Source organism: Ruegeria sp. AF5 (genome assembly GCF_056541905.1).
In genome coordinates, this window is sequence record NZ_JBQFYZ010000001.1 from 306,167 (window position 1) to 331,542 (window position 25,376).

Below are 25,376 nucleotides of genomic sequence, written 5' to 3' on the forward strand. Positions count from 1 at the left end.
ATGTCTGCTCCGCTCATCGACCCGTTTGCCCGCGCTATCACGTATCTCCGCGTCTCCGTCACGGACCGCTGTGATTTTCGTTGCGTCTACTGCATGTCCGAAAACATGACCTTTCTGCCCAAGAAAGACCTTCTGACGCTGGAAGAGCTGGATCGCATGTGCTCGACCTTTGTAAGAATGGGCGTCGAGAAACTGCGCATTACCGGCGGTGAGCCATTGGTTCGTCGCAATATCATGACTTTCTTCAACGCCATGACTCGCCACTTGGACAGCGGCGCGTTGAAAGAGCTGACGCTGACGACAAACGGTTCGCAATTGCATCGCTTTTCCGAAGATCTTTATGCCGCCGGTGTGCGCCGTGTGAATGTATCCCTGGACACTCTGGATGACGACAAATTTGCCAAGGTCACACGCTGGGGCCGCCTCAAACAGGTACTGAACGGCATCGACGCGGCGCAAAAGGCTGGGCTGCGGATCAAGATCAATGCTGTTGCGCTCAAGGGTTTCAACGAACCCGAACTGCCCAAGATCACTGAATGGTGCGCCGAGCGCGACATGGACCTGACCTGGATCGAGGTCATGCCGATGGGCGATATCGGCAACGAGGATCGCCTGGACCAGTACTGGTCGCTCAAGGACGTGCGCAAAGAGTACGAAAACCATTACACAATCACGGATCTGGCCGAACGCACTGGCGGCCCGGCCCGCTATATCAGGCTGGAAGAAACCGGTCAGAAGATCGGCTTCATCACGCCCCTGTCCCACAATTTCTGCGAAAGCTGCAACCGCGTGCGCCTGACCTGTACTGGCGAGCTTTATATGTGTCTTGGGCAGGAGGACATGGCTGATCTGCGCGGCGCATTGCGGGATCACCCCGATACAGAACAGCCGCTTGAAGATGCCATCCGCGCGGCGATCAACCTGAAACCAAAAGGTCACGACTTCGACTATTCCCGCCAGTCCGTCGATGGCCGGATGAGCCGCCATATGAGCCATACAGGCGGCTGATACATGCCGGATCCCCAAGACCGACCCACAGCGCTGTACTACCTGTACTGCGCTCTGATCTCTCTGGCCGCACCTCTGGTCTGGAGAACCGTCCGAAAGAAACTTGAGGCTGCGGGCGTAGCAGCCAACCGCCAGCACGAACGTCTTGGCCATGCCAGTCAGCCCCGCCCCGCAGGGCAGTTGATCTGGTTCCACGCCGCCAGCGTCGGCGAAAGCCTGTCCGTCCTCACCCTGATCAATCGGCTGGGCACCTGCCTTCCCAAATCCGAGTTTCTGATCACCTCAGGCACGCCAACCTCAGCGGCCCTGATCGAAAAGCGCTTGCCGCCCCGCACCCGGCACCAGTACCCGCCGCTTGACACAGCCAACTCGGTCCAACGCTTTCTGGACCATTGGCAACCCGATGCCGGGATCTTCGTCGAAAGCGAGATCTGGCCGCGGCTGATTGTCGAAAGCGCAGGGCGCGACATTCCACTGGCTCTGCTGAATGCTCGATTGTCGGACAAATCTGTCACCGGATGGAAGAAGCGCCCTAAAACAGCAAGGTTTATTCTGAATAAGTTTCGCCTGTTCCTGACGCAAAACGACAAAACAGCTGCCGACCTGATTGCCATGGGTGCCCCTGCCCAACGCGTGCAGCCCGGCACCAACCTCAAGGCCATGTCCGATCCTCTGCCTGTGGACCAGAACACGCTGGATGACATTCGCGCGCAATTAGCTGCCAGACCGGTCTGGATCGCCAGTTCCACCCATGCCGGAGAAGAAGACAGCGTTCTGGCAGCCCACAAGGCATTGTTGCAGCATTGGCCCGACCTTCTGCTGCTACTGATCCCACGCCACCCCGAACGACGCGGCGAGGTTGCAGAACTTCTGAACAACGCCGGGCTCAAGGCGTCCTTCCGGTCAAAAAACGCACCGATCACAGACACGACGCAGGTGTATGTTGCCGATACACTGGGCGAAACCGGAACCTGGTACGCGCTTTGCCCGATCGTTTTCCTTGGGGGATCACTGAAAGAGATTGGCGGACACAACCCATTTGAACCGGCTCAGGCCGGGGCCGCCGTGATCACCGGCTCGGGGTATTTCAACTTTGCAGAAACCTTTGCCCCGCTGATCGACGCCAAGGGCGCTGTCGAGGTCCAAACATCCACTGACCTCTCTGAGGCCGTTTCACATTGGCTGTCAGATCAGAATGCCCTTCAAGCCGCCCGAAGGGCTGCACAATCCTGCGTCAATACGCAGTCGACCGCCTTGGATGCCGTCGTCGAAACCCTCTGCACGGTGCTTGATCTGCAAGCAGAGGATCCCGCTTCATCTGGCTAGAAATATCCCGGGGGTGTGGGGGCAGAGCCCCCACCCTCTCCATCAAGCGGCTGGCATCCGCTGTTCAACAATCTCCGCCCACCAGCTGCATCCGGCCGGTATGGCTTCGTCGTTGAAATTGTATTCCGGGTGATGAACCATTGCGGTGTCACCGTTGCCCACAAGAATGTAGGCGCCTGGACGTTCCTCCAGCATGAAGGCAAAATCTTCGCCCCCCATGACCAAAGGTGCCTCGTCGCAATCACCGGACACCGACCGGGCCACATCCGCCGCAAACTCTGTTTGCTCGTCGCTGTTCACCATCACCGGATATCCACGAATGTAGGTCACGTCAGCGGTGCCGCCAAACGTGGCCGCAACACCGTTGCAAATCTCGTTGATCCGCTTTTCAGCCAGATCCCGCATGCCCTTGCTCATGGTGCGCACCGTGCCTTTGATCTGCACGGTCTGAGGGATCACATTGAAAGCCTTTGATGACGTCTCGAACGACGTCACCGAAACCACGACCTGATCGATCGGGTCGGCATTGCGCGAAGAAATCGTTTGCAGCGTTAGGACAGCCTGCGCTGCCAGAACTGTGGTATCCACGGTCTCATGCGGTTTGGCCGCATGTCCGCCGCGACCCTCAAACGTGATGTCGAACTGATCGGTTGCCGCAAAGAACGACCCCGGTCGGATTGCGAACTTGCCGACAGGCTGTCCCGGCCAGTTATGCATGCCGTAGACTTCCTGAATGTTCCAGCGGTCCATCATGCCGTCTTCGCACATTTCGCGGCCCCCGCCGCCCCCTTCCTCAGCAGGTTGGAAGATCACGACAACGGTGCCGTCAAAGTTGCGGGTTTCCGACAGGTACTTTGCCGCCCCCAGCAACATCGCGGTGTGCCCGTCATGACCACAGGCATGCATCGCACCCGGCGTTTTCGAGGCATAGTCCAACCCCGTTGCCTCATGTATCGGCAACGCATCCATATCTGCGCGCAGGCCGATCACCTTTCCCTTGCTGTCCGACTTGCCTTTGATCACCCCCACAACGCCGGTACGTCCGATACCGGTCACAACCTCATCGCATCCGAACTCCTTCAGCTTCTCGGCCACCTTCGCGCTGGTGCGGTGGGTCTCAAACAGGATCTCTGGATTTTCGTGCAAATCCCTTCGCCATTCCGTGATTTCATTCTGCAATTCGGCAAAGCGGTTCTTGACTGGCATGTCTTTTCTCTCTCCTGATTCAGGTCAAGCCGCCGGCATCCGGCGCTCGACCATTTCCGCAAACCACGAACACCCAATGGGGATGATCTCGTCATTGAAATTGTATTCGGGGTGGTGCAGCCCGGCACTGTCACCGTTGCCCAAAACGATGAATGCACCGGGCCTCTCTTCCAGCATGAACGAGAAATCCTCGCCGCCCATCACCATCGGCGCTTCAATGCAACTGCCCCCGACCGACACCGCAGCCTCTGCTGCATATCCCGTCTGGGCTTCGGCATTGATCGTCACCGGAACACCGCGCGTATAGGTGACGTTCACGGACCCGCCAAATGTTGCAGCGGTCCCTTCCGAGACTTCCTTCAGCCGTTGTTCGATCAGGTCGCGCAACTCGTTGGAATGGGTCCGAACGGTGCCGCGTATCCGCGCCGATTGCGGGATCACGTTGAACGCTTTCGAAGATGTCTCGACCGAGGTCACAGACAGCACGGCCTGCAAAATCGGATCCGCGTTGCGCGACACGATCGTCTGCAACGCCACGATCAGCTGCGACAGCATCACCGTTGTATCAATCGTCTGATGAGGTTTTGCCGCGTGGCCGCCGCGCCCTTCAAGTTGGATGTCAAACTCGTCCGCCGCTGCCAGCAACGGGCCCGAACGAATGGCAAACTGCCCGGTGGGAACACCCGGCACATTGTGCATCGCATAGATTTCCTGAATGCCGAACCGATCCATCAGACCGTCCTTGCACATGGCCTCGGCGCCATTCCCACCCTCTTCGGCAGGCTGAAAGATCACAATTGCCGTGCCATCAAAGTTGCGGGTTTCCGCCAGATACTTGGCGGCCCCCAAAACCATCGCAGTATGCCCGTCATGACCGCAGGCATGCATCGCATTCGGTATTTCTGAGGCATAGTCCAACCCGGTCTGTTCCTGCATCGGCAGGGCATCCATATCGGCGCGCAAGCCAATCACACGGCCCCGCGTGTCGCTTTTGCCGCGAATGACCCCGACGACTCCGGTGCGACCGATGCCGGTCACGACCTCGTCGCAACCAAACTCGTTCAGCTTTTCCGCAACCAGCGCACTGGTGCGGTGGGTGTCGTACAGAATTTCCGGGTGTTGGTGAATGTCACGCCGCCAACCGGTGATCTCATCATGCATCTCTGCGAGACGGTTCTTGATCGGCATGTCATTCTCCCTGTTTCATGCGACAGGCAATCGTCGTTCCACAAGCTCGGCAAACCAGCTGCAACCGGCGGGGATCGCGTCGTCGTCAAAGTTGTATTGCGGGTGGTGGCACATGGCCGTATCCCCGTTCCCGATAAAGATGTACGCGCCGGGGCGTTCTTCAAGCATATAGGCAAAATCTTCGGACGGCATGATCGGGTCCGTGCTGTCATTGACCTTGCCCGCAACCGCTGCTGCCGCCTCGGCCGCATAGCCCGTCTCAGCCTCGGAATTCACTGTCACCGGGTATCCCGGTGTCCAGATAACCTCCGCCTTCGCGCCAAAGGCCGAGGCCGTATCCTCGGCGATCCGGCGCACGCGTTCTTCGGCGATTGTGCGATATTCGGGGTCAAGTGTCCGCACGGTTCCCTGCAAACGAACCGTATGAGCTATCACGTTTGACGCTACGCTGTCCGTCACAAACGTCCCAACGGTGAGGACAACTCGCTTGATCGGGTCAACGGTCCGGGACACCACCGATTGCAAGGCAACAACGATGTGCGAGGCCACCAGCGTTGTATCCACTGCCTCGTGCGGTGCAGCGGCGTGTCCGCCCTTGCCAGTGACGGTGATTTCAAACTCATCGGACGAGGCCAGCAACGCGCCAGGGCGAATTGCGAACTCTCCCACCGGAAGACCGGGCATATTGTGCATGCCATAGACCTCGTGAATGCCCCAGCGGTCCATCAACCCGTCCTGACACATGGCCAGACCGCCGGCCCCGCCTTCCTCGGCAGGCTGGAAGATCAGAACTACGGTGCCATCGAAATTGCGCGTTTCGGTAAGGTACTGCGCGGCCCCAAGCAGCATCGAAGTATGCCCGTCATGACCGCAGGCGTGCATCTTGCCCGACACGGTCGAGGCATAGTCCAGCCCTGTCGCCTCTTCAATCGGAAGCGCGTCCATGTCTGCACGCAGGCCGATGACGCGCCCCTGCGTGTCCGTGCGCCCTTTGATCACCCCGACAACGCCCGTTTTGCCAACGCCCGGAGTGATCTCGTCCACTCCAAATTCTTTCAGACGGGCAGCGACAAACGCCGCAGTTTCATGGACGTCATACATCAGCTCCGGATGGGCGTGCAGGTGGCGACGCCATTCGGTGATCTCGCCATGCATTTTTGCAAGTCTGTTTTTTACGGGCATCTCAAGACCTCCCTCTCAACCGCTGACACCATTTTAGACCGGGCTAGGCGCATAGTTTTTCAACCAATCGCTGCATGAATTTATGACCGGCTTCGAATTGTTCAATCGTAATGAACTCATTCGGCTGATGGGCCTGCGCTATGTCTCCGGGTCCGCATATCACGGCAGAATACCCGGCCTCCTGAAACTGACCTGCCTCGGTCCCGTAACTGACCACATGGCTTGCGTTGTCTCCGGTCAGGGCGCGTACCAGTGCTTCGGCTTCACCATCCTCTTCCGGGATCAACCCCGGAATCGCGAAGTTTTCACTCAGTTCGATGCGGGTATCCGGGTGAACAGCCTGCATCTGAGCCTCAATGTGCCGAACCTGTTCGAAATAGGCATCGCGCCATTGGGCCTGCGTTTCATCGGGCACAGTCCGGAAATCCATCATGAACCGGCAGTCTTTAGCGGTAATGTTATGGGCTGTTCCGCCTTCAATCATACCGACATGGCAGGTTGTCCAGGGCGGATCGAACACGGCAGCAACCGCGCTGGGTTGCGCCGCCATGTTTCGCGCGTTCTGTTGGTTGGCCCAGTCGATCAGCGGGGCCGCTGCCATGATCGCGTTAACGCCTGTGTGCATGATCGAGCTGTGAACTTCGAACCCGACGATATGGGTGTCAAAGCCGAACCCGCCCTTGTGACCCGTTACCGCCTGCATCATCGATGGCTCACCCACGATCACCGCCGAGCCTTTGGGAAGAACGCCCTGCATCGCCTCGATCATTGGCGGCGCTCCGGTACACCCGACTTCCTCATCAAAACTCAGCGCAAGTTGGAGCGGTCGTCTCACATTTGCGTAATGCGCCTCGACCAGCGCCCAGATGGCAAACGCATCAAACCCTTTCATATCGCACGTGCCGCGCCCGAAATATTTGCCGTCCTTCTCGGTCACCGTGAAGGGATCGGTGTCCCAGGGTTGCCCGTCAACCGGCACGACATCCGTGTGCCCGGACAGCAAAACTGCGCCTTCTTCAAAAGGGCCGACATGCGCAAAGATCGCCGCCTTATGCGGCTGATCCGGATCAGGCCAGCGGTGTGACGTGATCCCATGGCTTCGCAGGTATTCTTCCACCCAGTCGACCAATGGCAGGTTGGTGTCACGACTCACGGTTGGGAATGAGATCAGCTTGGTCATGATCTCAAGCGGCGTCAGGCGCCTGGCCATCGTGTCAGTACCCACTGTCGGTGGTCAGGATAAAGTGACCCGGCTCAACCTCTTGATATTGCGAGGGTTCCGGTTTGTAGTCGACAGGGTGAATCGGTGACGGGATCGGTTTGAAGTTCAGGTCTTTTTCTGTCTTTCGCTTGTTCGGGTCAGCAATCGGAACTGCCTTCATCAATGCCTGCGTATAGGGGTGTTGCGGGTTTTCGAACACACGCGCACGCGGGCCCAGTTCCACAATGCGGCCCAGATACATAACACCGACATAGTGGCTGACACGTTCAACCACGGCCATGTCATGGCTGATGAACAGATAGGACAGCCCCAAATCGGACTGCAGCTCCATCATCAGGTTCAGAACCTGCGCCTGAACTGACACGTCGAGGGCCGAGACTGCCTCATCCGCGATGATCAGCTTGGGGTTGAGGGCCAGTGCGCGGGCAATCGCGATCCGCTGACGCTGTCCCCCGGACATTTCATGCGGGAAACGACGCATGAAGCTGCGCGGCAGCTGCACCTTGTCAAACAATTGCGCGACGCGGTCCTGCAATTCGGATCCCGACGCCACGCCATAGTTGCGCATCGGCTCAGCAACCTGATCGACCAACTGCATCTGTGGGTTCAGCGAGGCGAACGGGTCCTGAAAGATCATCTGCATGTCCAGCCGCGCCTTGCGCAGGCCGGACGGGTCCAGCTTCATGATATCGACACCGTCCAGATTGACCTCACCCGCCATCGGCTCGACCAGCCGCAGGATCGAACGCCCGGCCGAGGACTTGCCGCACCCGGATTCGCCCACAAGGCTGAGTGTCTGACCTTTGTTCAGTGTGAACGACACATCCTCGACCGCATGAACATTCGAGATCGTGCGCCGCAGAAGACCACCTTTGACAGGAAACCGCGTGGTCAGGTTCTTTACCGTCAGCAAAACCTCTTCAGTTCCGTGTATGGGCGCAATTTTCTGCCCCTCGACACCCAGCAACTTCATCGGTTCGGGTGCCGACTTGCCCTGCATTTCACCCAGCTTCGGTACTGCGGCCAAAAGGGCCTTGGTGTAATCATGCTGCGGGTTTTCAAAGATTTCCTTGACGGTCCCCTCTTCGACCTTGTTGCCACGGAACATCACCACCACGCGGTCAGCCATCTGGGCAACCACAGCCATGTCGTGGGTGATGAACATCACCGCAGTTCCGGTTTCCCGCTTCAGGCGGTCCATCAGGGCCAGGATCTCGGCCTGAATGGTCACGTCCAGCGCTGTGGTGGGTTCATCGGCGATCAGCAGGCGGGGTTCGCAGGCCATGGCCATCGCGATGACGACACGCTGGCGCATCCCGCCCGACAACTCGTGCGGGTATTGTTTCAGACGACGCTCGGGCTCGGGGATGCGAACCTGGCGCAGCAATTCAAGCGCCCGGTCCTCGGCCTGCGCCTTCGACATCTGCTTGTGGATGCGCAGACCTTCGGTCAACTGGCGGCCAACGGTAAAAACCGGATTAAGCGCCGTCATCGGCTCCTGAAAAATCATCCCGATCTCGTTGCCGCGAATCTGTTTCATCAGATCCGGATCGGCTTTGGACAGGTCCATCTCGCTCCCGTCGCGGCGGTCAAACAGAAGTTCACCACCAGCGATTTCGCCGCCTCCGAACTCGACCAGCCGCATCAGCGACAGCGACGACACCGACTTCCCCGAGCCCGATTCGCCAACGATACAAACGGTTTCACCCGGTTTGATCTCGAACGAGACATCCTCAACACCGACAATGGGGCCATCCTTCGTCTGAAACTCCACCCGCAGTTTTTTAATCTGTGCAATAGGCTGATCCAGCACGCGCGCGCTCCCTTGACGACGGTATTCTTTTTCTGAATTCCGAACGCTAAGGCGGGCCGCCGGGAAAAGTCAAACCCATTACACATTTTCGCGACGGCACTACTTGCATTTTTCTCAGGTTCTGTTTCGATACGCCATGTAACCGACCTGGGGAGGCGGCGCAGACTGAAATCGTTAGCGCTATTATCTTTGTTGATCAAAACCTTACCTTGGGGCGGCAACGCCAAACCCGCAGGCCTTGCGGAGATAATCGAGACACGAACGTGTCCAACTTGGGAGTAACTTATGAAAATCAAAACCCTTTTGCTTGGTGCGATTGCAAGCACGGCGATGGCCCCTGCGGCCTTTGCCGAGCGCGGATCGGACGGCAATGTCAGCATCATTTACTGGCAGGCCCCGTCGATCATGAATCCCTACCTGTCCAGCGGCACCAAGGATATCGATGCCTCCGCGTTGGTTATCGAACCCCTTGCGCGATATAACGAAGATGGCGAACTTGTGCCCTGGCTGATCGACGAAGTTCCGACCGTTGAAAACGGCGGCGTGTCCGAGGATCTGACCTCGATCACATGGAAAATTACATCCGGCCTTGTCTGGTCAGACGGCAGCCCGTTCACCAGCGCCGATGTCAAGTTCACACATGAATACTGCACGCATCCCGAAGGCGGTTGCGCCCAGCTTGTGAAATTTGAAGGTGTCTCCAGTGTGGAAACACCCGACGATCTGACGGTTGTGGTAAACTTCGAAAGCCCAACCCCCAACCCCTATGGCCCGTTTGTCGGCGGTGAAAGCCCGATCCTTCAGGCCGCCCAGTTTGCAGAATGCCTGGGCGCGCGGGCTCCGGAATGCACGGACGCCAACTTTAACCCGATCGGCACCGGCCCGTTCACGGTAACCGAGTTCCGGCCAAACGACGTGATTACGTTGGCGGCGAATGAAAACTATCGCGATCCTGCCAAGCCCGCATTTGCCAGTGTGACCTTCAAAGGTGGCGGCGATGCAACGGCGGCTGGCCGCGCGGTGATGGAAACAGGCGAGTTCGACTATGCCTGGAACCTGCAACTTGCGCCCGAAGTGATCGCGCAGATGCAGGAAGGCGGCAAAGGCACCCCGGTCGCGGGCTTTGGTCCGCTGGTCGAGCGTATCATGCTGAACCAGACCAACCCGTCGCCCGATCTGCCGGAAGGCGAGCGGTCAACGGCCCAGCATCCGCACCCGTTCCTGACCGATCCGGCGGTTTACAAAGCGATGTCGCTGGCCATCGACCGTCCGCTGCTGGTCGAGGTCGGCTATGGTCAGGCGGGCAAGGTGACCTGTAACTGGGTTCCGGCCCCAGCTGCGTTCAACTCGACCTCGATGACCTGTGACAAGCAGGATATCGAAGGCGCGAAAAAGCTGCTGGATGATGCGGGGATCGTTGATACCAACGGCGACGGCATCCGCGAAAAAGACGGCGTTCCGCTGAAAATCGTCTATCAGACCTCGACCAACGCCGTCCGTCAGGATTTCCAGGCGCTGATCAAGGAATGGTGGAGCCAGATCGGCATCGAATCCGAGCTGCGCAACATCAACGCATCGGTCTTCTTTGGCGGTGATCCGGGCTCGCCCGATACCTTCCAGAAGTTCTATGCCGATGTTGAGATGTACGCCAATACCTTCTCGGGCACCGACCCGCAGGTGTATCTGGCCAACTTGCTGTGCTCGGATGCGCCGCGCCCGGATTCGCAATGGCAGGGACAGAATATCTCGCGCTGGTGCAGCGAAGAGTATGATGCGATGCACGCCCAGCTTGCCAAGACCGCCAATTTCGACAAGCGCGCGGAACTGGGCCGCAAAATGAACGATTTGGCGGTTGAAGGCGGCGCAATGATTCCGCTGGTTCATCGCGGTCGTATCTCTGCCCATTCCAATACCTTGGGCGGCGTTGTCCTGAATGTCTGGGACAGCGAAATGTGGAACGTCGCGGACTGGTATCGCAAAACCGGTTCCTAAACTTCACAAGTGAGAAACCGCGCCCCGATCCTCATCGGGGCGCGGCATTACACGAGCGCTCCAACAAAATGACGCATCTGCAAAGGCACCTTTGAATGCTCAACTTCACCATTCGACGACTGGTGCTGGCCGTACCCACGCTGCTGTTCATCAGCCTCATTATTTTCCTGCTTCTGGAACTTGCGCCCGGCGATCCGATGGCCAGCCAGCCGCTGACCGTACCTGCGGACGTGCGCGAACGGATGCGCGAGGCGCTTGGCCTCGGCCAGCCGATGCATATCCGGTTCTGGAAATGGATCGTGCAGTTCTTCTGGATAGAACCGCAGGTATTGGTCGACTCCGTATTCGGTACAACCTTCTCCGAAGGCGACCTGCGCGTGATTTCATGGCAGACCCGTTCGCCGGTCATGGACATCGTCGTTCAGCGTATCCCGCAGACCCTGTGGGTTGTCGGCACCGCCTATGTGGTCGCCATCCTGATCGCGCTGCCCATCGGCATCTATTCGGCCTACCGCCAATATTCCTGGTTCGATCAGATGGGTACCTTCGTGTCGATGGTTGGCTTTTCCGTTCCACCCTTCTTCTCGGGTGTTCTGGTGATCGTCATATTCTCGGTCCAGCTGGGCTGGTTCCCGTCGATCTATGACACCACGCTGGTGGTCAACAGCTGGGACAGTTTCGTTGTGCAACTCAAACAGATGATCATGCCGGTCATGGTTCTGGCCTTGCAGATTACAGCGCAGCTCAGCCGGTTCATGCGCGCGTCCATGCTGGATAACCTCAATCAGGATTATGTTCGCACCGCCCGCGCCAAGGGTCTCAGCGAATACACCGTGGTCATGGTTCACGTTCTGCGAAACTCGATGATCCCGGTGGTCACCGTGATTGCGCTGGGTATTCCGTCCATCTTTGGTGGCGCCATCATCACCGAGCAGGTGTTCAAAGTGAATGGCATCGGTCAGCTGCTGATCGGAGCGATTCAGGCCAATGATCTGCCGATGGTGCAAACCCTGACCTTCATCTTTGCCGTACTGATCGTGCTGTTCAACCTGATCGCTGACGTACTTTACGGCATTCTGGACCCGAGGATTCGATATGACTGATCATGATCGTACCGATACACTGGTCCCGGACGAAGGATTTGCACCTGCCTCGACAGCCTTGCCAACGGCCGGCGTGATGGAAGAACTGGCCACCCCTCCCCGCAGCCAATGGCGCGATGTGTGGGATCAGTTCAAGACCCACAAAGGCGCAATGGTCGGGGCGATCCTGTTTATCATCATCGTTGCCGGTGTCTATCTGGGCCCGTATCTGTGGAGCATTGATCCAACCCAGATCGATATCCGGTCGCGCAATCAGGGGCCCAGTTGGGCGCATCCCTTTGGCACCGACCAATTGGGTCGCGACATTCTTGCGCGCATGATGTCGGGTGGTCAAACCTCAGTCTCGGTTGGCATAACCGCGATGTTGCTGGCGCTGTTCCTGGGTTCGTTCATCGGCGTTCTGGCAGGATTCTTCAGACGGCTCGATGGGCCGCTGATGCGCCTGACCGATCTGTTTCTTGCCCTGCCCTTGCTGCCGTTGTTGCTGGTTATGATGCTTCTGTTCCGCGAGCCTCTGTCAGCCGCATTCGGACTGGAGCGCGGGATCTTCATTCTGATCGTCAGTGCCATCGGCATCACCTCGTGGATGCCTACGGCGCGGATCGTGCGCGGCGACGTGCTGGCCATCAAAGAGCGCGAATTCGTGCTTGCCGCCCGCTCGATTGGCACCAGCAATTCGCAGATAATAATGCGCCACATCCTACCCAACGTGCTGTCGCCCATCATGGTGTCGGCAACGCTGGGTATTGCCACAGCGATCATCACAGAAAGCGCGCTGTCTTTTCTTGGACTCGGCTTTCCTCCAGATTTTCCGACCTGGGGGAGGTTATTACAAGATGGCGTGGACTACCTGCAGCAATATCCAGAACGTGTGATTTGGCCCGGCCTTGCGATCTCGCTGACGGTGCTGAGCGTCAACTATCTGGGTGACGGGCTGCGCGACGCACTGGATCCCCGCATTCGCGGACGCTGAAACAAGTTTAGTCGGCGCGCCTCAGCGCGCCGGCCAACAGCACGATCAGAACGGCCAATGGCAACAGCACGGCGAACGCCAGACGCAGGCCGAACAGTTCCGCCAAGAATCCGATCAGCGGCGGCCCAATCAACAGCCCGCCATATCCCAGCGTAGCGACACTTGCGATGGCTTGCCCCGGCGGCACATGTGGATCACTGGCTGCACGGCTGAACGCCAGCGGCATGATCACCGCATACCCTATGCCCATCAGCGCAAACCCCGCCAATGCGGGCAAGGGCGCAACCGAAGAAACCACAGCGAAAACGCCCAACGCCGCGCAGATCCCGCCGAACCGGGCCGTCGCAGCAGGACCAAACCGCATAATGACAATCGCGCCTGCTAGGCGAAACGCCACCATCGTCACGGAAAACACGGCATAGCCCAATGCGGCAACACTTTCGGGCGCCCCGGAAACGTCTCGCAGGAAAATCGCGCTCCAGTCTGCGACGGCGCCTTCACCCAATGCACCGCACATGGCCGCGAATCCGACCAGTATCAGCGCGCCCGAGGGCAAAGCAAAAACCGAGCTTTTTGACCGTTCGGACCGATTCGACGTCCAACGCACCCACGACAAGGCCAGCGCGAAGGCAACAACCGCGCCACCCGCCAATAGGAAATGCACCAGAACCGTCAGCCCCATCTGAACAGCCACGTACCCGCTGAGCGCGCCAAGACCGGCCCCAAGGCTCCACATGGCGTGGAATGACGACATTACAGGTTTGTCATATGCCTGCTCGACCTCGGCGGCCCAGGCATTCATCGCCACATCCATCGATCCGTGAAAGGTGCCAAAAACAAACAAACAAAACGCCAGCGCCCAAAACCCGCCAGCAACAGCAAGCAGGACCAGCGACAGCGTGTACAGAACAGCCACTATCCGGGTTACCGCGACTGCGCCATACCGATCCGTCAACCGCCCCGTGACCGGAAACGAACAGACAGCCCCGGCCGCCATGAACAACAACCCGTACCCCAACGCGTCATGGGACAGCTCCAACCGGTCGCGCACGGCCGGAATGCGCGAGGCCCAGATGCCAAACAAGGCCCCGTTCAGGATGAACATGGCCGCAACTGCCCGCCATGCCGAGAAAACGCCAATCAACAGAGAACCTCGTGCTGTCTGCCCGCCCCACCCGTTCTACAGGTTGGGCGCAAATTGGCAATTGCAGCTTAACCCAGGCGTTTGCGGATACGCCGAACGGCGAACCATACGCCCGCTACAACCGGGATCGTCGCCGCCGCCGTCAGCATTCCCTTGCTTATCCCTGTGGCCGTCAACGGATACAGAAGATAGCCAACAAGTGAGACCGCGTAATAACTGATGGCCACTACAGAAAGCCCCTCGACCGTGTGTTGTAAGCGCAAGGCAAGATCAGCCCGACGATCCATGCTTTCCAACAGGGCCTGATTTTGTGCACTCCGCTCGACGTCCACCCTTGTGCGCAGCAACTCACCCGCACGGATCGCCCGGTCAGACAGCGCCTGCAGGCGGCGTTCGGTTGATTTCACGGTACGGATCGCAGGGTCATAACGGCGCATCATGAAATCGGCAAAGCTTTGGCCGCCTTCGAACCTTTCCTCGCGCAGGACGTCGATCCGTTGATTCACCAGCGCCTCATAAGCGCCGGTTGCCCCAAATCGGAACGAACTGCGGGCCGAAATGGTCTCGAGCTCGGTCGATGTGGCCAGCAATTGAGGTAACAGCGCTTCTGGTGGTGTGGTGTCATCCGTCATTTCAACCATCAGCTTCGCCAGCTGGGCGTCCAGTTCCTCGATCCGGGGGGCCAATTGTTTGACGCGGGCAAAGCCAAGCATCGACATCGCCTTGTATGTCTCGATCTCGCACAGCCGCTGGATAATACGCCCCGTGCGGCGCGTGCCCGTGCCTTCGGTCACGAACAGGGCAAAACGCATGTGACCAGCCGGGTCGATGCGGAAATCACTGGCGCAAATCGCCGAAGCATCCAACACCCGCGACACCGCCAGACTTTCAGGTTCGAACCAATCAGCCAGAGCGACCTTTACAGCTGCATCTTCCGGGCGCGGCACCACCCGCATTAGCAGCGAAGTGATCCTCTGGCCCGGGCTGGCCATCAGCCAATCTGGGGGAAACACTTCGAAATCAGCCGGGTTGAAGGGGCGGCCGCTGACGTTCGGCACAATCGCCGTATAGGTGACAAACTCTGTGTGCTGCTCCCATTTCAGCCAATGGCGTCCGATCTGCCCGGCATAATGCGTGGCCCCCGGCTGCGGATGTTGCGCCCCATGCCGGTCAAGCAGATCGATCAGATGGGCGATATCCTGACTGCGGTCCCGAGCGACGGCTGCTTCAGGCTTCTTGATCGCAATAAATGCGACCGTGCACGGCGTATCGGCGGCCGGAAACGGGCGGGCATGAAGTTCATTGGCCAGCGCATAGCGCAGCGGGTGATCATCGATTGGCGTCATTCCGAGGCTCCGATAGCGGTGTCCGCACTATACGTCACAACTCGGAGACATCAATTCTTATTTTATTTCATATACTTACACGAATACAAAGGTATACAAACCGACTATCTCATTGATTTGGCTGCCACAGCTCGATCGGATTTCCTTCCGGATCGTGAAGTCGCGCGAACTTTCCGATTTCACTGTCCCAGTCGGGGCGGGTCTCAACAGCGATTCCGGCAGCTTCAAGCTGCTGTATCATCGCGCCCAGATCGTCGACCCGAAAATTGATCATCCATTGCTGATCCGGGTTTCCGAAATACTCGGTGTCCTGCGCGAACGGCGCAAACACCGTATACCCTTCGCGCTGCTTCCAGGGCACCGGATCATAGTGGTTTACGCCCAGATGTTCTTCGTACCAACGGCTCAATTCCTCGGGATCACTGGCCCGAAAGAATACGCCCCCAATACCGTTCACTTTCTGCATGTTTCGCTCCTACCACACGTGCATCGAGTATATCACAACCCGCCCGCTTCATCTGGCCATAAATATCCTGGGGGTTTGGGGGCAAAGCCCCCAACAGCACAAAAAAAGAAAAGGGCGCCCAAAGGCGCCCTTTGCAATTGGATCAAACCGGTTAATCACTCGATCATCGGCAGCAGCTTGTCCAGCGACGCTTTGGCGTCGCCATAGAACATGCGGGTATTTTCCTTGAAGAACAGCGGGTTTTCGATACCCGAATACCCTGTACCCTGACCACGTTTTGACACGAAGACCTGCTTGGCCTTCCAGCATTCCAGAACCGGCATACCGGCGATGGGGCTGTTGGGATCTTCCTGCGCCGCAGGGTTCACGATGTCGTTCGAGCCGATAACGATGGCCACATCCGTATCCGGGAAGTCGTCATTGATCTCGTCCATTTCCAGAACGATGTCATAGGGCACCTTCGCCTCGGCCAGCAGCACGTTCATATGGCCCGGCAAACGACCCGCGACCGGGTGGATCGCAAAACGAACCTCTTTACCCTTGGCGCGCAGCTTACGGACCAGTTCGGAAACCGATTGCTGTGCCTGCGCAACCGCCATCCCATAGCCGGGGATGATGATCACGCTGTCGGCATCGTTCAGGGCAGCAGCAACGCCATCCGCCTCGATGGCCACCTGCTCGCCCTCAACTTCCATCTGCGGACCGGAAGTGCCGCCAAAGCCGCCCAGGATCACGCTGACAAAGTGACGGTTCATCGCCTTGCACATAATGTAGGACAGGATCGCACCGCTTGAGCCCACCAGCGCACCGACCACGATCAGCAGGTCATTGCCCAGCGAGAAACCAATCGCCGCCGCGGCCCAGCCCGAATAGCTGTTCAGCATCGACACAACCACCGGCATGTCCGCGCCACCGATACCCATGATCAGATGATAACCGATGAACAGCGCCGCCAGGGTCATCAGGATCAGCGGCAACAGCCCGCCAGACGCAGTGTACCAGATCAGACAGATCAGCGAGAGACCCGCTGCCGCCGCGTTCAGCGCATGACCACCGGGCAGCTTCGTCGCCGCCGAAGTCAACTTACCCGCCAACTTGCCATAGGCCACGACCGAGCCGGTAAAGGTGATCGCACCAATGAAGATGCCTAGGAACAGTTCCACATGCAGGATTGCCAGTTCGGCCGGCGTCTTCTTGGCGATAAGTTTGGCAAAGGTGCCCAGATCATGCAGATTCGCCTCTTTCGCCGTATCCACAATTGCCATGACTTGTGCCACGTTGCCGATTTCAAAATGCGCGTTGAAGCCGACAAACACAGCCGCCAGACCGACCAGTGAATGCATCGCGGCGACCAGCTGCGGCATCTCGGTCATCTGGACGCGCTGCGCCACGTACTGACCGATCAGACCGCCGCCAATGATCAGCAGGATCGACAGCAGCCACAGCCCAGAACCGGGACCAACCAGCGTGGCAAAGACCGCCAGCGCCATACCGACAATACCGTACCAGACCGCGCGCTTGGCGCTTTCCTGGTTCGACAACCCGCCAAGGGAAAGGATGAACAGAACAGCCGCAACGACGTAGGCGGCAGTGGTGAAGCCAAATTCCATGTGCCCGGCCTCCTTAAGATTTCTGGAACATGGCGAGCATGCGCCGGGTTACGAGGAAGCCGCCGAAAATGTTGATCCCGGCCATGAAGACGGACAGTGCCGCCAGCAGAATGACCAGGAACGACCCCGATCCGATCTGCATCAAGGCCCCAACGATGATGATCGACGAGATCGCGTTGGTGATCGCCATCAGCGGCGTATGCAGGCTGTGCGAGACATTCCAGATCACCTGGAAGCCTACGAAAATGGCCAGCACGAAGACGATGAAATGCTGCATGAAGCTGGCCGGGGCAACCAGCCCCACCAGCAGCATCAGCGCGCCACCAACACCCAACAATGTAAACTGCTGCTTGGTCTGCGCCTTGAAGGCCGCAATCTCCTGCGCCTTTTTCTCTTCCGGGGTCAGTTCCTTGACCTCGGGCTTCTTCTGCGCGGCGATCGCCTGAATCTTGGGCGGTGGCGGTGGGAAGGTGATTTCACCTTCATGCGTCACGGTCGCGCCGCGGATCACATCGTCTTCCATGTTGTGATTGATCTGACCGTCCTTTTCAGGCGTCAGATCAGTCATCATGTGACGGATGTTGGTCGCGTACAGAGACGACGACTGCGCCGCCATCCGGCTGGGGAAGTCGGTATAACCGATGATGGTCACGCCGTTGGGCGTTACAACCTTTTCGTCCGGCACGGTACCTTCGACGTTCCCGCCACGCTCGGCCGCAAGGTCAACGATGACCGAGCCCGGCTTCATCGCCTTGACCATATCCTCCAGCCACAGCTTGGGCGCCGGACGGTTGGGGATCAGGGCGGTGGTGATAACGATGTCCATCTCGGGCGCAAGTTCGCGGAACTTGGCCAGCTGGGCGTTGCGGAATTCTTCCGACTGGACCGAGGCATACCCGCCTGTGGCCGCGCCGTCCTGCTGCTCTTCTTCGAAGTCCAGATAGACGAACTCAGCCCCCATCGATTCGACCTGTTCGGCCACTTCAGGGCGCACGTCGAACGCGTAGGTGATCGCGCCCAGCGACGTGGACGTCCCGATTGCGGCCAGACCGGCCACACCGGCCCCAACGATCAGCACCTTGGCAGGAGGAACTTTACCGGCGGCGGTCACCTGGCCGGTGAAGAAACGGCCAAAGTTGTTGCCTGCCTCGATCACGGCGCGATAGCCTGCGATATTTGCCATCGACGACAGCGCATCCATCTTCTGCGCGCGCGAAATGCGTGGTACCATCTCCATGGCGATCACGTTGGCGCCCTTGGATTTGGCCAGCTCCATTCCTTCTTCGTTGCCCGCAGGATTGAAGAACGAAATCAGGGTCTTGCCCTTGGTCAATCGTTTCAGTTCGGCCTCGGTCGGGATACGAACCTTGGCAATGATATCCGCGGCCTTCCACAGCGACGCTGCGGTCTTGACCACCTCAACGCCTACGGCCTCGTATGCGGCATCCGAAAAACCGGCAGCCGCGCCCGCGCCTTTCTCGATCAGGCACTCATAGCCCAGTTTCTGCAATTGCACGGCCGAGTCGGGCGTCATTGCAACCCGGTTCTCACCGTCCAGTATTTCCTTTGGCGTGCCTATCTTCACTGGCAGTCCCCCTAATTTTTACTCTGTCCGAGCGGGTGGTCGGTATTCTTTGTTAAGCAAAGATGTATCCTGCGCAACATTATTTCGCAAGCGCAGCATTTTTTACGTAACATCACAAAATCAGCCACCTTAGATCCAACGCCGCGTCTTGCGTTCATAGCGTGCGAAATCCGTGCGGAACTGCCGGCGCAGGCGGTCTTCTTCCGGCAGGATAAACCGGCGCTCCAGCACCCAGACGAAGACCGGAACCAAAACCAGTGACAACACGGCGTCAAACCGCAGAATCAAACCCGCAAGAATCAGTACGTCCCCGACGTAGATCGGGTTTCGACTGCGTTTGTAGATGCCCGTTTGCACCATCGCGGTCGGTGTCTCATGGGGAATGACGGTTGTTTTATGGCGGCGAAACTCGACAATGGCCAGAACGGCCATCAGAACGCCACCGCCGATCAGAACTCCACTGAGAAGGTCGGTCAGGCCGCTCTCAAGTGACAGGCCCAGCGCCATGTATCTGGCTTGTGCCCATGCCAGCACCGCAAAAGCGATCAACCAAACTGGCGGTACATCTATCCAGCGCATTCTAAGCCCTCATGAACGACGACAGTGTCGGGTATATGTCGCTTCTGACCGACGTCCTACCGTTTTTCGGCCAGATTAGCAAAAGACCAGTATGTCGCATCGATAGACAGACATGTCAGGATCGGCTACCCCAAATGCAACAAAAGACGACCACACAAGTGAGTGAGCCTTCATGACCGATTTTGCAGCAACCAAAGCCATGTTCGACCTGCCCGAGGGCGTGATTTATCTGGACGGCAACTCTTTGGGCCCGCTGCCTAAAACGGCTGCGTCTCGTGTGCAGAACATGCTGACCGAGGAATGGGGGCAGATGCTGATCACCGGCTGGAACAAAGCCGGTTGGATGGGCCTTCCCACAGGGCTTGGAGATCGAATTGGCCGCCTGATCGGAGCCGAGCCAGGCAGCGTCGTGACCGGCGATACCCTGTCGATCAAGGTTTATCAGGCCGTGTCCTCAGCCCTTGAACTGAACCCGGCCCGCAAGGTTGTGCTTTCTGACAATGGGAACTTTCCGTCAGACCTGTACATGGTCGATGGCCTGCTGCGATCCCTTGGGAGCCCATACGAACTGCGCGTCGTCGACCCGCAGGACGTCGCAGATGCAATCACCGAAGAGGTCGCAGTCCTGATGCTGACCGAAGTGGATTACCGCACGGGCCGGATGCACGACATGAAGGCGCTGACGGAACTGGCCCACGCCAACGGTGTCGTGACGGTTTGGGATCTGGCGCATTCCGCAGGGGCCATCCCCGTCGACCTTGCAGGGTGCAATGCAGATTTCGCAGTCGGGTGTACCTATAAATACCTCAATGGCGGCCCCGGTGCGCCCGCGTTCATTTATGTTGCGCCCCGACTTGCAGATAGTGTGCGCCCGGCCCTGTCCGGCTGGCTGGGGCACGAAGCGCCCTTTGCCTTTGACCTGGACTATCGCCCCGGAAGCGGGATTGAGCGTATGCGCGTTGGAACACCTCCGATCATCCAAATGACCGCACTTTCGGCGGCCATGGACATCTGGGATATGGCCGACATGGCGGATGTGCGCGCCAAATCCATTGAATTGACCGAGCTTTTCATTCGTCAGGTCGAGGCAACCTGCCCAGACTTGCAATTGGACAGTCCGCGTGTTCCCGAGCAGCGTGGCAGTCAGGTTTCATTCCGCTTCAAGGAAGGCTACGCCGCGATGCAAGCGCTGATCGCGCGTGGCGTCGTCGGAGATTTCCGCGCACCTGACACAATGCGGTTTGGTTTCACGCCGCTGTATATCGATGAAAGCGATGTCGAGCGTGCAGTCGGGATTCTGGCGGATGTCATGCAGAACAAGCTTTGGGACACGCCTGAGTACAAAACCCGGCAGCGCGTTACCTGATTTCCAGCCCGGCCCCGATCAGGGCCGCCAACTGGTTGGTGCGCCTTTCAAATTCCTCGGCGTCTGACGCAGTCAGCTTGATCGCCTTCAGCGTGACCGTAAGTGTTTTCGCCGTTTCTTCAGGCGTGTCGAACAGACGAACGCGGCCGGCACCCTGCTCTCGCCTCAGCCATTCGGCATAAAGCGCGGTTAGTTCACCTTCGCCCCGTTCGACAATGTCGATGGCCATGGATTTGGTCGTGTCCAGCATCTCAAGCCCATGCGGCGACGCCAAAATCGCAGCCATGCCCTCGGTCTGGGCACGAATGGCCTTTCTGGCAATGTCCGAAACCGAGCCTTCGCTGTTCAGCGCCTCGGCCACCGTTGCGGACTTTTCCTCGTAATGCCGTTCAGTCAGCTTGCGAACGATCGCTTCCTTGTTCCTGTAATACAGATAAACCGCTGGCCGTGACATCCCCGCACCGCGCGCAATGTCATCCATCGAGGTCTTGCGGAACCCGTATGCGGAAAAGGCCTGAAAAGCAGATGCTAGGATCGCTTTCTGCCGGGATTCGTCACTCGTATCTTTCATGCGCAAATCTCTGACATTTTTTGTTTAATTTGTCAATTGACAGACTGACACTTTACAACCATTATGTCAGAACCTGCCACAGTTACAAAAGGTGCGCCATGGCGACGGCCCTGAAGATTAACGGAACCCCTCATCAGATCGACCTGCCGGATGATGTCCCCCTGCTTTGGGTTCTGAGGGATGAGGTTGGCCTGACCGGCACCAAGTTTGGCTGTGGCGTCGCTGCTTGCGGCGCCTGTACGGTTCATATCGATGGCGAGGCGGTACGCTCGTGCCAAGTGGCGCTGTCGGATGTCTGGGGTGACGTGACCACAATCGAAGGCGTCGGCACGCCAGAAGCACTGGCTACGATCCAGCAATCCTGGGCTGATCATCAGGTGGCGCAATGTGGCTATTGCCAGTCGGGCCAGATCATGCAGGCCGCTGCCCTGCTTGCGGAAAACCCTGCGCCCACGGACGCAGAGATCGATGAGGCGATGCAGGGAAACCTGTGCCGCTGTGGCACCTACCCCCGCATCCGGGCCGCGATCCACGACGCAGCCTCCAAGTTGAAGGAGGCGTAAGAGATGGCTTCTGTTGGCAAAATTATCCGCCGCACGTTCCTGATCGGCTCAGCCGCAATTGTCGGCGGCGTCGCCTTTGGCGCGTATTATGTCACCCGCCCTGCCCCCAACCCGCTGAAACCGAAAGAGGGTGAAGCGGCCCTGAACCCCTTCGTACTGATCGATCAGAATGGCATCACCCTGTTCGCGCCCCGTGCCGAGATGGGACAGGGCGTGAAAACCACGTGGGCCGCGCTGATCGCCGAAGAACTGGATGTCGATCTGGATCAGATCACCGTTCTGCACGGTCCGGCAGCCGCCGCCTATTACAACTCAGCCATGATGGGCGAGGGACTGCCAAACAAGGGCTACGACATCTCGGACTTCCAACACAACTTAGGTGAAGCACTGGGGGTTCTTGGCAAGGCCCTTAGCCTGCAGGTCACAGGCGGCTCCACCTCGATGAAGGACGGGTTCGAGAGGATGCGGCAAGCCGGTGCTTCGGCCCGTGAAACGCTGAAACGCGCCGCCGCTGATCGGTTGGGTATCGACCCCTCGGATCTGAAAACAGCTTCAGGCCATGTCATCGCGCCGACCGGTGACAAGATCGCTTATACCGATCTTGCAGTGGAAGCGGCCGGACTGGAACCCGTCGAGGTACCTTTGCGAGACCCGTCCGAATGGCGTTATCTGGGACGGACACAACCGCGACTGGACATGGTGGGCAAAGTGACAGGCACTGCCGAGTTCGGCATCGATGTTCGCCTGCCCGGTATGAAATTTGCTGCCGTGCGCATGAACCCCAAACTGGGCGGCGCGATGAACAGCTTTGACGACAGTGGTGCAATATCCATGCCCGGGGTCGAAAAGGTTGTTGATCTGGGCACAGGTGTTGCCGTGATCGCGAACAACACATGGCTGGCCAATCAGGCGGTTGAGGCTGTTGAGATCGCCTGGGGCGATGCGCCATATCCACCTGATACCGATGGCATATTCTCAAAGATTGCAGAGGCGTTTGACGAAGCGCCGAACTCGACCATGCGCGATGATGGCGATGTCAGCGCGACGCCGGATGGCGCAACCGAGGTCACTGCCGAATACCAAGTGCCTTATCTGGCGCACGCCACGATGGAGCCGATGAATGCCACCGCGCTCTATACCGGAAACGCTCTGGAACTGTGGTGCGGCAATCAGGCCCCGACGCTGATCCGTTTTCGCGCTGCGAATACCGCAAATCTGGACACTGAGGCTGTTCAGATTCACACCACCTATCTGGGGGGAGGGTTTGGCCGCCGGGGCGAACTGGATTTCGGAGAAATCGCCACCAAGGTCGCCATGGCCATGCCTGGCACACCGGTCCAAACAACCTGGAGCCGCGAAGAAGACATGCGTCACGACTACTTCCGCCCCGGCGCCATCGCCCGGATGCGCGGCGCTGTTCAGGACGGCAAGGCCGTTCTTATTGACGGCAAGGTTGCATCGCAGTCCTGCACGCAACAGGCGGTCGAGCGTTACACCGGCTTCCCCGGAGGCGGACCCGACAAAGTGCTGGTCGAAGGGTTCTTCAACCAGCCTTACGCCGTGCCAAACTACCGGATGAGCGGCCACGTCGCTGATCTGGCTGTCCCGGTGGGCTTCTGGCGTTCGGTCGGCAACAGCCACAACGGCTTTTTCCACGAGACCTTCATGGACGAATTGGCCCATGCCGCAGGGCGCGACCCGCTGGACTTCCGGCTAGAACTGATGAGAACCGAACATGCCCCATCTGCAGGATGTCTGGAGGCGGTCAGGGAAATGTCCAACTGGACCGGAAAAACACCTGACGGTGTAGGCCGTGGCGTGGCCTTCACCTACAGCTTCGGCACTCCGGTGGCTCAGGTTATCGAAGTGGTCGACGAAAACGGTGCCATCCGCATCCACAAGGCCTGGATCGCCTGCGACATGGGGCTGGCGCTGGACCCGGAAAACGTCAAGGCGCAGATGTTTGGCGGCATGATGTATGGCCTGTCAGCCGCGTGTTTCGGCGAGATTACCTTTGCCGACGGGGAAGTCGAGCAGTTCAATTTCCCCGACTATGACGCCCTTCGTATGCATACTGCGCCACAAGTCGAGGTGCGCGTTCTGGAGACCAATCGCCATATGGGCGGCGCTGGTGAGCCCGGCACGCCCCCCTCGATGCCCGCACTGGGCAACGCCCTGTTTGATTTGACGGGAAAACGCGCGCGCAGCCTGCCGCTGGTCAATCAGTTCAATCTGCTGGTCTGATTGCCATTTACCTTCCCCTGCACCGGTCCGTCGCGCGCCCGCACGGTCCGGTGCCCAAGTCAGGCTGTTTTCTGAACTGCCTGACAGGCAATCCCCGCCGCCCATCCCCGCACAGCCATGCCGAAGGCTTCGAACAAGGGGCGTGAAACCGGGTCGTTGATCGCATCCCATTCGGGATGCCATTGCACGGACAGCGTAAATCCGGGCGCGTCCTTGATGTAGATCGCCTCGGGCGTTCCATCCGGCGCATGCCCATCGATCACCACACGCTGTCCGATGCACTTGATCCCCTGCCCGTGCAGCGTGTTTGTCATGACCTCCTGCGCACCAAACAAGTCGTGGAACACACCGTTTTCCGTCAGTTTCACCACGTGGCGCAGCGCAAATTTTTCCTCAAGTGTACCATCGGGCGGCATCCGGTGGTTCATCCGCCCCGGCAGATCGCGAATCTCCGGATAGAGCGTTCCACCCATGGCCACGTTGACCTCTTGAAATCCACGGCAAATGCCCAGAAACGGCTGACCCCGTTCCACACAGGCCCGAACCAGTGGTAAGGTGATCGCGTCACGCGCGCGGTCAAACTCTCCATGCGCCTCGGTTGCAGGTTCACCATATTCTTCGGGATGCACATTGGGGCGACCGCCGGTCAGAAGAAAGCCGTCGCAAACCTCCAGCAACTCCTCAACCGACACATAACGGGGATCGGCGGGGATCAGCAGCGGCAAACATCCCGATACGTTCGCCACAGCGTCCGAATTCATCGTCCCCCCTGCATGGGTCGGGTATTGATCGTTCATGAGGTATGAGTTGCCGATAATACCAACAACGGGTCGAGACATTCCGCTTTCCTTGTTATACATCCCCTTGAAAAGGAAGCTAACCGCAGCTT

Annotated in this window: 21 protein-coding genes; 8 read left to right on the forward strand and 13 right to left on the reverse strand. The window is 58.6% G+C overall.

Features of this window, described 5'->3' with window-relative positions:
- Positions 1-1,008, forward strand: a complete 1,008-nt coding sequence (gene moaA, locus ACR0DS_RS01535; protein WP_267362895.1) for a GTP 3',8-cyclase MoaA — start codon at positions 1-3, stop codon at positions 1,006-1,008.
- 3 nt (positions 1,009-1,011) lie between these two features.
- Positions 1,012-2,334: a 3-deoxy-D-manno-octulosonic acid transferase gene (locus tag ACR0DS_RS01540; protein WP_480557499.1), complete on the forward strand. Its 1,323-nt coding sequence runs from the start codon at positions 1,012-1,014 to the stop codon at positions 2,332-2,334.
- A 42-nt stretch (positions 2,335-2,376) separates the two neighbouring features.
- On the opposite strand, the gene ACR0DS_RS01545 is transcribed toward ACR0DS_RS01540, so the two are convergent.
- Genes ACR0DS_RS01545 through ACR0DS_RS01565 form a run of 5 tightly spaced genes read right to left on the reverse strand, consistent with a single transcriptional unit; the run spans position 2,377 to position 8,945 of the window.
- Positions 2,377-3,540, reverse strand: coding sequence for a M20 aminoacylase family protein (locus ACR0DS_RS01545; RefSeq protein ID WP_267362899.1), 1,164 nt, complete (start codon positions 3,538-3,540; stop codon positions 2,377-2,379).
- A 24-nt stretch (positions 3,541-3,564) separates the two neighbouring features.
- Positions 3,565-4,728 carry a M20 aminoacylase family protein gene (locus ACR0DS_RS01550; RefSeq protein WP_480557501.1) on the reverse strand — a complete coding sequence of 388 codons (1,164 nt, stop codon included), beginning with the start codon at positions 4,726-4,728 and terminating at the stop codon, positions 3,565-3,567.
- 15 nt (positions 4,729-4,743) lie between these two features.
- Positions 4,744-5,910 carry a M20 aminoacylase family protein gene (locus tag ACR0DS_RS01555; protein WP_480506288.1) on the reverse strand — a complete coding sequence of 389 codons (1,167 nt, stop codon included), beginning with the start codon at positions 5,908-5,910 and terminating at the stop codon, positions 4,744-4,746.
- Between the two features lie 43 nt (positions 5,911-5,953).
- Entirely contained in the window at positions 5,954-7,120 is a 1,167-nt protein-coding gene (gene argE / locus ACR0DS_RS01560; protein WP_480557503.1) for an acetylornithine deacetylase, read from the reverse strand.
- A gap of 4 nt (positions 7,121-7,124) precedes the next feature.
- Entirely contained in the window at positions 7,125-8,945 is a 1,821-nt protein-coding gene (locus ACR0DS_RS01565; RefSeq protein WP_480557505.1) for an ABC transporter ATP-binding protein, read from the reverse strand.
- Between the two features lie 285 nt (positions 8,946-9,230).
- Here ACR0DS_RS01565 and ACR0DS_RS01570 point away from each other — a divergent pair, with 285 nt between their 5' ends.
- The 3 genes from ACR0DS_RS01570 to ACR0DS_RS01580 all read left to right on the forward strand — a co-directional run bounded on the left by ACR0DS_RS01570 (position 9,231) and on the right by ACR0DS_RS01580 (position 13,013).
- Positions 9,231-10,937: a peptide ABC transporter substrate-binding protein gene (locus tag ACR0DS_RS01570; RefSeq protein WP_480557507.1), complete on the forward strand. Its 1,707-nt coding sequence runs from the start codon at positions 9,231-9,233 to the stop codon at positions 10,935-10,937.
- Positions 10,938-11,032: 95 nt separating this feature from the next.
- The gene (locus tag ACR0DS_RS01575; RefSeq protein WP_480557509.1) at positions 11,033-12,040 is read left to right on the forward strand and encodes an ABC transporter permease; all 1,008 of its coding nucleotides are present in this window, start codon (positions 11,033-11,035) and stop codon (positions 12,038-12,040) included.
- Positions 12,033-13,013 (forward strand): ABC transporter permease, encoded by a 981-nt coding sequence (locus ACR0DS_RS01580; RefSeq protein ID WP_480557511.1) that lies wholly within the window; start codon positions 12,033-12,035, stop codon positions 13,011-13,013. The genes ACR0DS_RS01575 and ACR0DS_RS01580 overlap by 8 nt, the downstream gene beginning before the upstream one ends.
- A 7-nt stretch (positions 13,014-13,020) precedes the next feature.
- Here ACR0DS_RS01580 and ACR0DS_RS01585 read toward each other — a convergent pair whose 3' ends face one another.
- The 6 genes from ACR0DS_RS01585 to ACR0DS_RS01610 all read right to left on the reverse strand — a co-directional run bounded on the left by ACR0DS_RS01585 (position 13,021) and on the right by ACR0DS_RS01610 (position 19,743).
- Positions 13,021-14,157 carry an MFS transporter gene (locus ACR0DS_RS01585; RefSeq protein WP_480557513.1) on the reverse strand — a complete coding sequence of 379 codons (1,137 nt, stop codon included), beginning with the start codon at positions 14,155-14,157 and terminating at the stop codon, positions 13,021-13,023.
- A 68-nt stretch (positions 14,158-14,225) separates the two neighbouring features.
- Positions 14,226-15,503, reverse strand: coding sequence for a DUF3422 family protein (locus ACR0DS_RS01590; RefSeq protein ID WP_480557515.1), 1,278 nt, complete (start codon positions 15,501-15,503; stop codon positions 14,226-14,228).
- Positions 15,504-15,612: 109 nt separating this feature from the next.
- Positions 15,613-15,969, reverse strand: a complete 357-nt coding sequence (locus tag ACR0DS_RS01595; RefSeq protein ID WP_480557517.1) for a VOC family protein — start codon at positions 15,967-15,969, stop codon at positions 15,613-15,615.
- Positions 15,970-16,124: 155 nt separating this feature from the next.
- Positions 16,125-17,579 carry an NAD(P)(+) transhydrogenase (Re/Si-specific) subunit beta gene (locus tag ACR0DS_RS01600; protein WP_480557518.1) on the reverse strand — a complete coding sequence of 485 codons (1,455 nt, stop codon included), beginning with the start codon at positions 17,577-17,579 and terminating at the stop codon, positions 16,125-16,127.
- A 13-nt stretch (positions 17,580-17,592) separates the two neighbouring features.
- Positions 17,593-19,164 (reverse strand): Re/Si-specific NAD(P)(+) transhydrogenase subunit alpha, encoded by a 1,572-nt coding sequence (locus tag ACR0DS_RS01605; protein ID WP_480557520.1) that lies wholly within the window; start codon positions 19,162-19,164, stop codon positions 17,593-17,595.
- Positions 19,165-19,293: 129 nt separating this feature from the next.
- A complete protein-coding gene (locus ACR0DS_RS01610; protein ID WP_267364290.1) occupies positions 19,294-19,743 on the reverse strand; it encodes a methyltransferase family protein in 450 nt (149 codons plus the stop codon).
- Between the two features lie 172 nt (positions 19,744-19,915).
- Between ACR0DS_RS01610 and kynU the strand changes: the two genes are divergently transcribed.
- Entirely contained in the window at positions 19,916-21,109 is a 1,194-nt protein-coding gene (gene kynU / locus ACR0DS_RS01615; protein WP_480557522.1) for a kynureninase, read from the forward strand.
- On the opposite strand, the gene ACR0DS_RS01620 is transcribed toward kynU, so the two are convergent.
- Complete coding sequence (locus tag ACR0DS_RS01620; protein ID WP_480557524.1) at positions 21,102-21,680, reverse strand: TetR/AcrR family transcriptional regulator; 579 nt, start codon at positions 21,678-21,680, stop codon at positions 21,102-21,104. The two genes, kynU and ACR0DS_RS01620, sit on opposite strands and share 8 nt — an antisense overlap.
- 98 nt (positions 21,681-21,778) lie before the next feature.
- Between ACR0DS_RS01620 and ACR0DS_RS01625 the strand changes: the two genes are divergently transcribed.
- Positions 21,779-22,243 carry a (2Fe-2S)-binding protein gene (locus ACR0DS_RS01625; protein WP_480506281.1) on the forward strand — a complete coding sequence of 155 codons (465 nt, stop codon included), beginning with the start codon at positions 21,779-21,781 and terminating at the stop codon, positions 22,241-22,243.
- Between the two features lie 3 nt (positions 22,244-22,246).
- Complete coding sequence (locus ACR0DS_RS01630; protein ID WP_480557526.1) at positions 22,247-24,487, forward strand: xanthine dehydrogenase family protein molybdopterin-binding subunit; 2,241 nt, start codon at positions 22,247-22,249, stop codon at positions 24,485-24,487.
- A 59-nt stretch (positions 24,488-24,546) separates the two neighbouring features.
- Here the strand turns inward: ACR0DS_RS01630 and ACR0DS_RS01635 are convergent, their stop codons facing one another.
- Positions 24,547-25,326: a gamma-glutamyl-gamma-aminobutyrate hydrolase family protein gene (locus ACR0DS_RS01635; protein WP_267364284.1), complete on the reverse strand. Its 780-nt coding sequence runs from the start codon at positions 25,324-25,326 to the stop codon at positions 24,547-24,549.
- Between the last annotated feature and the right edge of the window lie 50 nt (positions 25,327-25,376).

Excerpts from the sequence above, each read along its gene's own strand:
- moaA (WP_267362895.1), top strand. The coding sequence starts at position 1 with ATGTCTGCTCCGCTCATCGACCCGTTTGCCCGCGCTATCACGTATCTC.
- ACR0DS_RS01540 (WP_480557499.1), top strand. The coding sequence starts at position 1,012 with ATGCCGGATCCCCAAGACCGACCCACAGCGCTGTACTACCTGTACTGC.
- ACR0DS_RS01545 (WP_267362899.1), bottom strand. The coding sequence starts at position 3,540 with ATGCCAGTCAAGAACCGCTTTGCCGAATTGCAGAATGAAATCACGGAA.
- ACR0DS_RS01550 (WP_480557501.1), bottom strand. The coding sequence starts at position 4,728 with ATGCCGATCAAGAACCGTCTCGCAGAGATGCATGATGAGATCACCGGT.
- ACR0DS_RS01555 (WP_480506288.1), bottom strand. The coding sequence starts at position 5,910 with ATGCCCGTAAAAAACAGACTTGCAAAAATGCATGGCGAGATCACCGAA.
- argE (WP_480557503.1), bottom strand. The coding sequence starts at position 7,120 with ATGGCCAGGCGCCTGACGCCGCTTGAGATCATGACCAAGCTGATCTCA.
- ACR0DS_RS01570 (WP_480557507.1), top strand. The coding sequence starts at position 9,231 with ATGAAAATCAAAACCCTTTTGCTTGGTGCGATTGCAAGCACGGCGATG.
- ACR0DS_RS01575 (WP_480557509.1), top strand. The coding sequence starts at position 11,033 with ATGCTCAACTTCACCATTCGACGACTGGTGCTGGCCGTACCCACGCTG.
- ACR0DS_RS01580 (WP_480557511.1), top strand. The coding sequence starts at position 12,033 with ATGACTGATCATGATCGTACCGATACACTGGTCCCGGACGAAGGATTT.
- ACR0DS_RS01590 (WP_480557515.1), bottom strand. The coding sequence starts at position 15,503 with ATGACGCCAATCGATGATCACCCGCTGCGCTATGCGCTGGCCAATGAA.
- ACR0DS_RS01595 (WP_480557517.1), bottom strand. The coding sequence starts at position 15,969 with ATGCAGAAAGTGAACGGTATTGGGGGCGTATTCTTTCGGGCCAGTGAT.
- ACR0DS_RS01600 (WP_480557518.1), bottom strand. The coding sequence starts at position 17,579 with ATGGAATTTGGCTTCACCACTGCCGCCTACGTCGTTGCGGCTGTTCTG.
- ACR0DS_RS01610 (WP_267364290.1), bottom strand. The coding sequence starts at position 19,743 with ATGCGCTGGATAGATGTACCGCCAGTTTGGTTGATCGCTTTTGCGGTG.
- kynU (WP_480557522.1), top strand. The coding sequence starts at position 19,916 with ATGACCGATTTTGCAGCAACCAAAGCCATGTTCGACCTGCCCGAGGGC.
- ACR0DS_RS01620 (WP_480557524.1), bottom strand. The coding sequence starts at position 21,680 with ATGAAAGATACGAGTGACGAATCCCGGCAGAAAGCGATCCTAGCATCT.
- ACR0DS_RS01625 (WP_480506281.1), top strand. The coding sequence starts at position 21,779 with ATGGCGACGGCCCTGAAGATTAACGGAACCCCTCATCAGATCGACCTG.
- ACR0DS_RS01630 (WP_480557526.1), top strand. The coding sequence starts at position 22,247 with ATGGCTTCTGTTGGCAAAATTATCCGCCGCACGTTCCTGATCGGCTCA.
- ACR0DS_RS01635 (WP_267364284.1), bottom strand. The coding sequence starts at position 25,326 with ATGTCTCGACCCGTTGTTGGTATTATCGGCAACTCATACCTCATGAAC.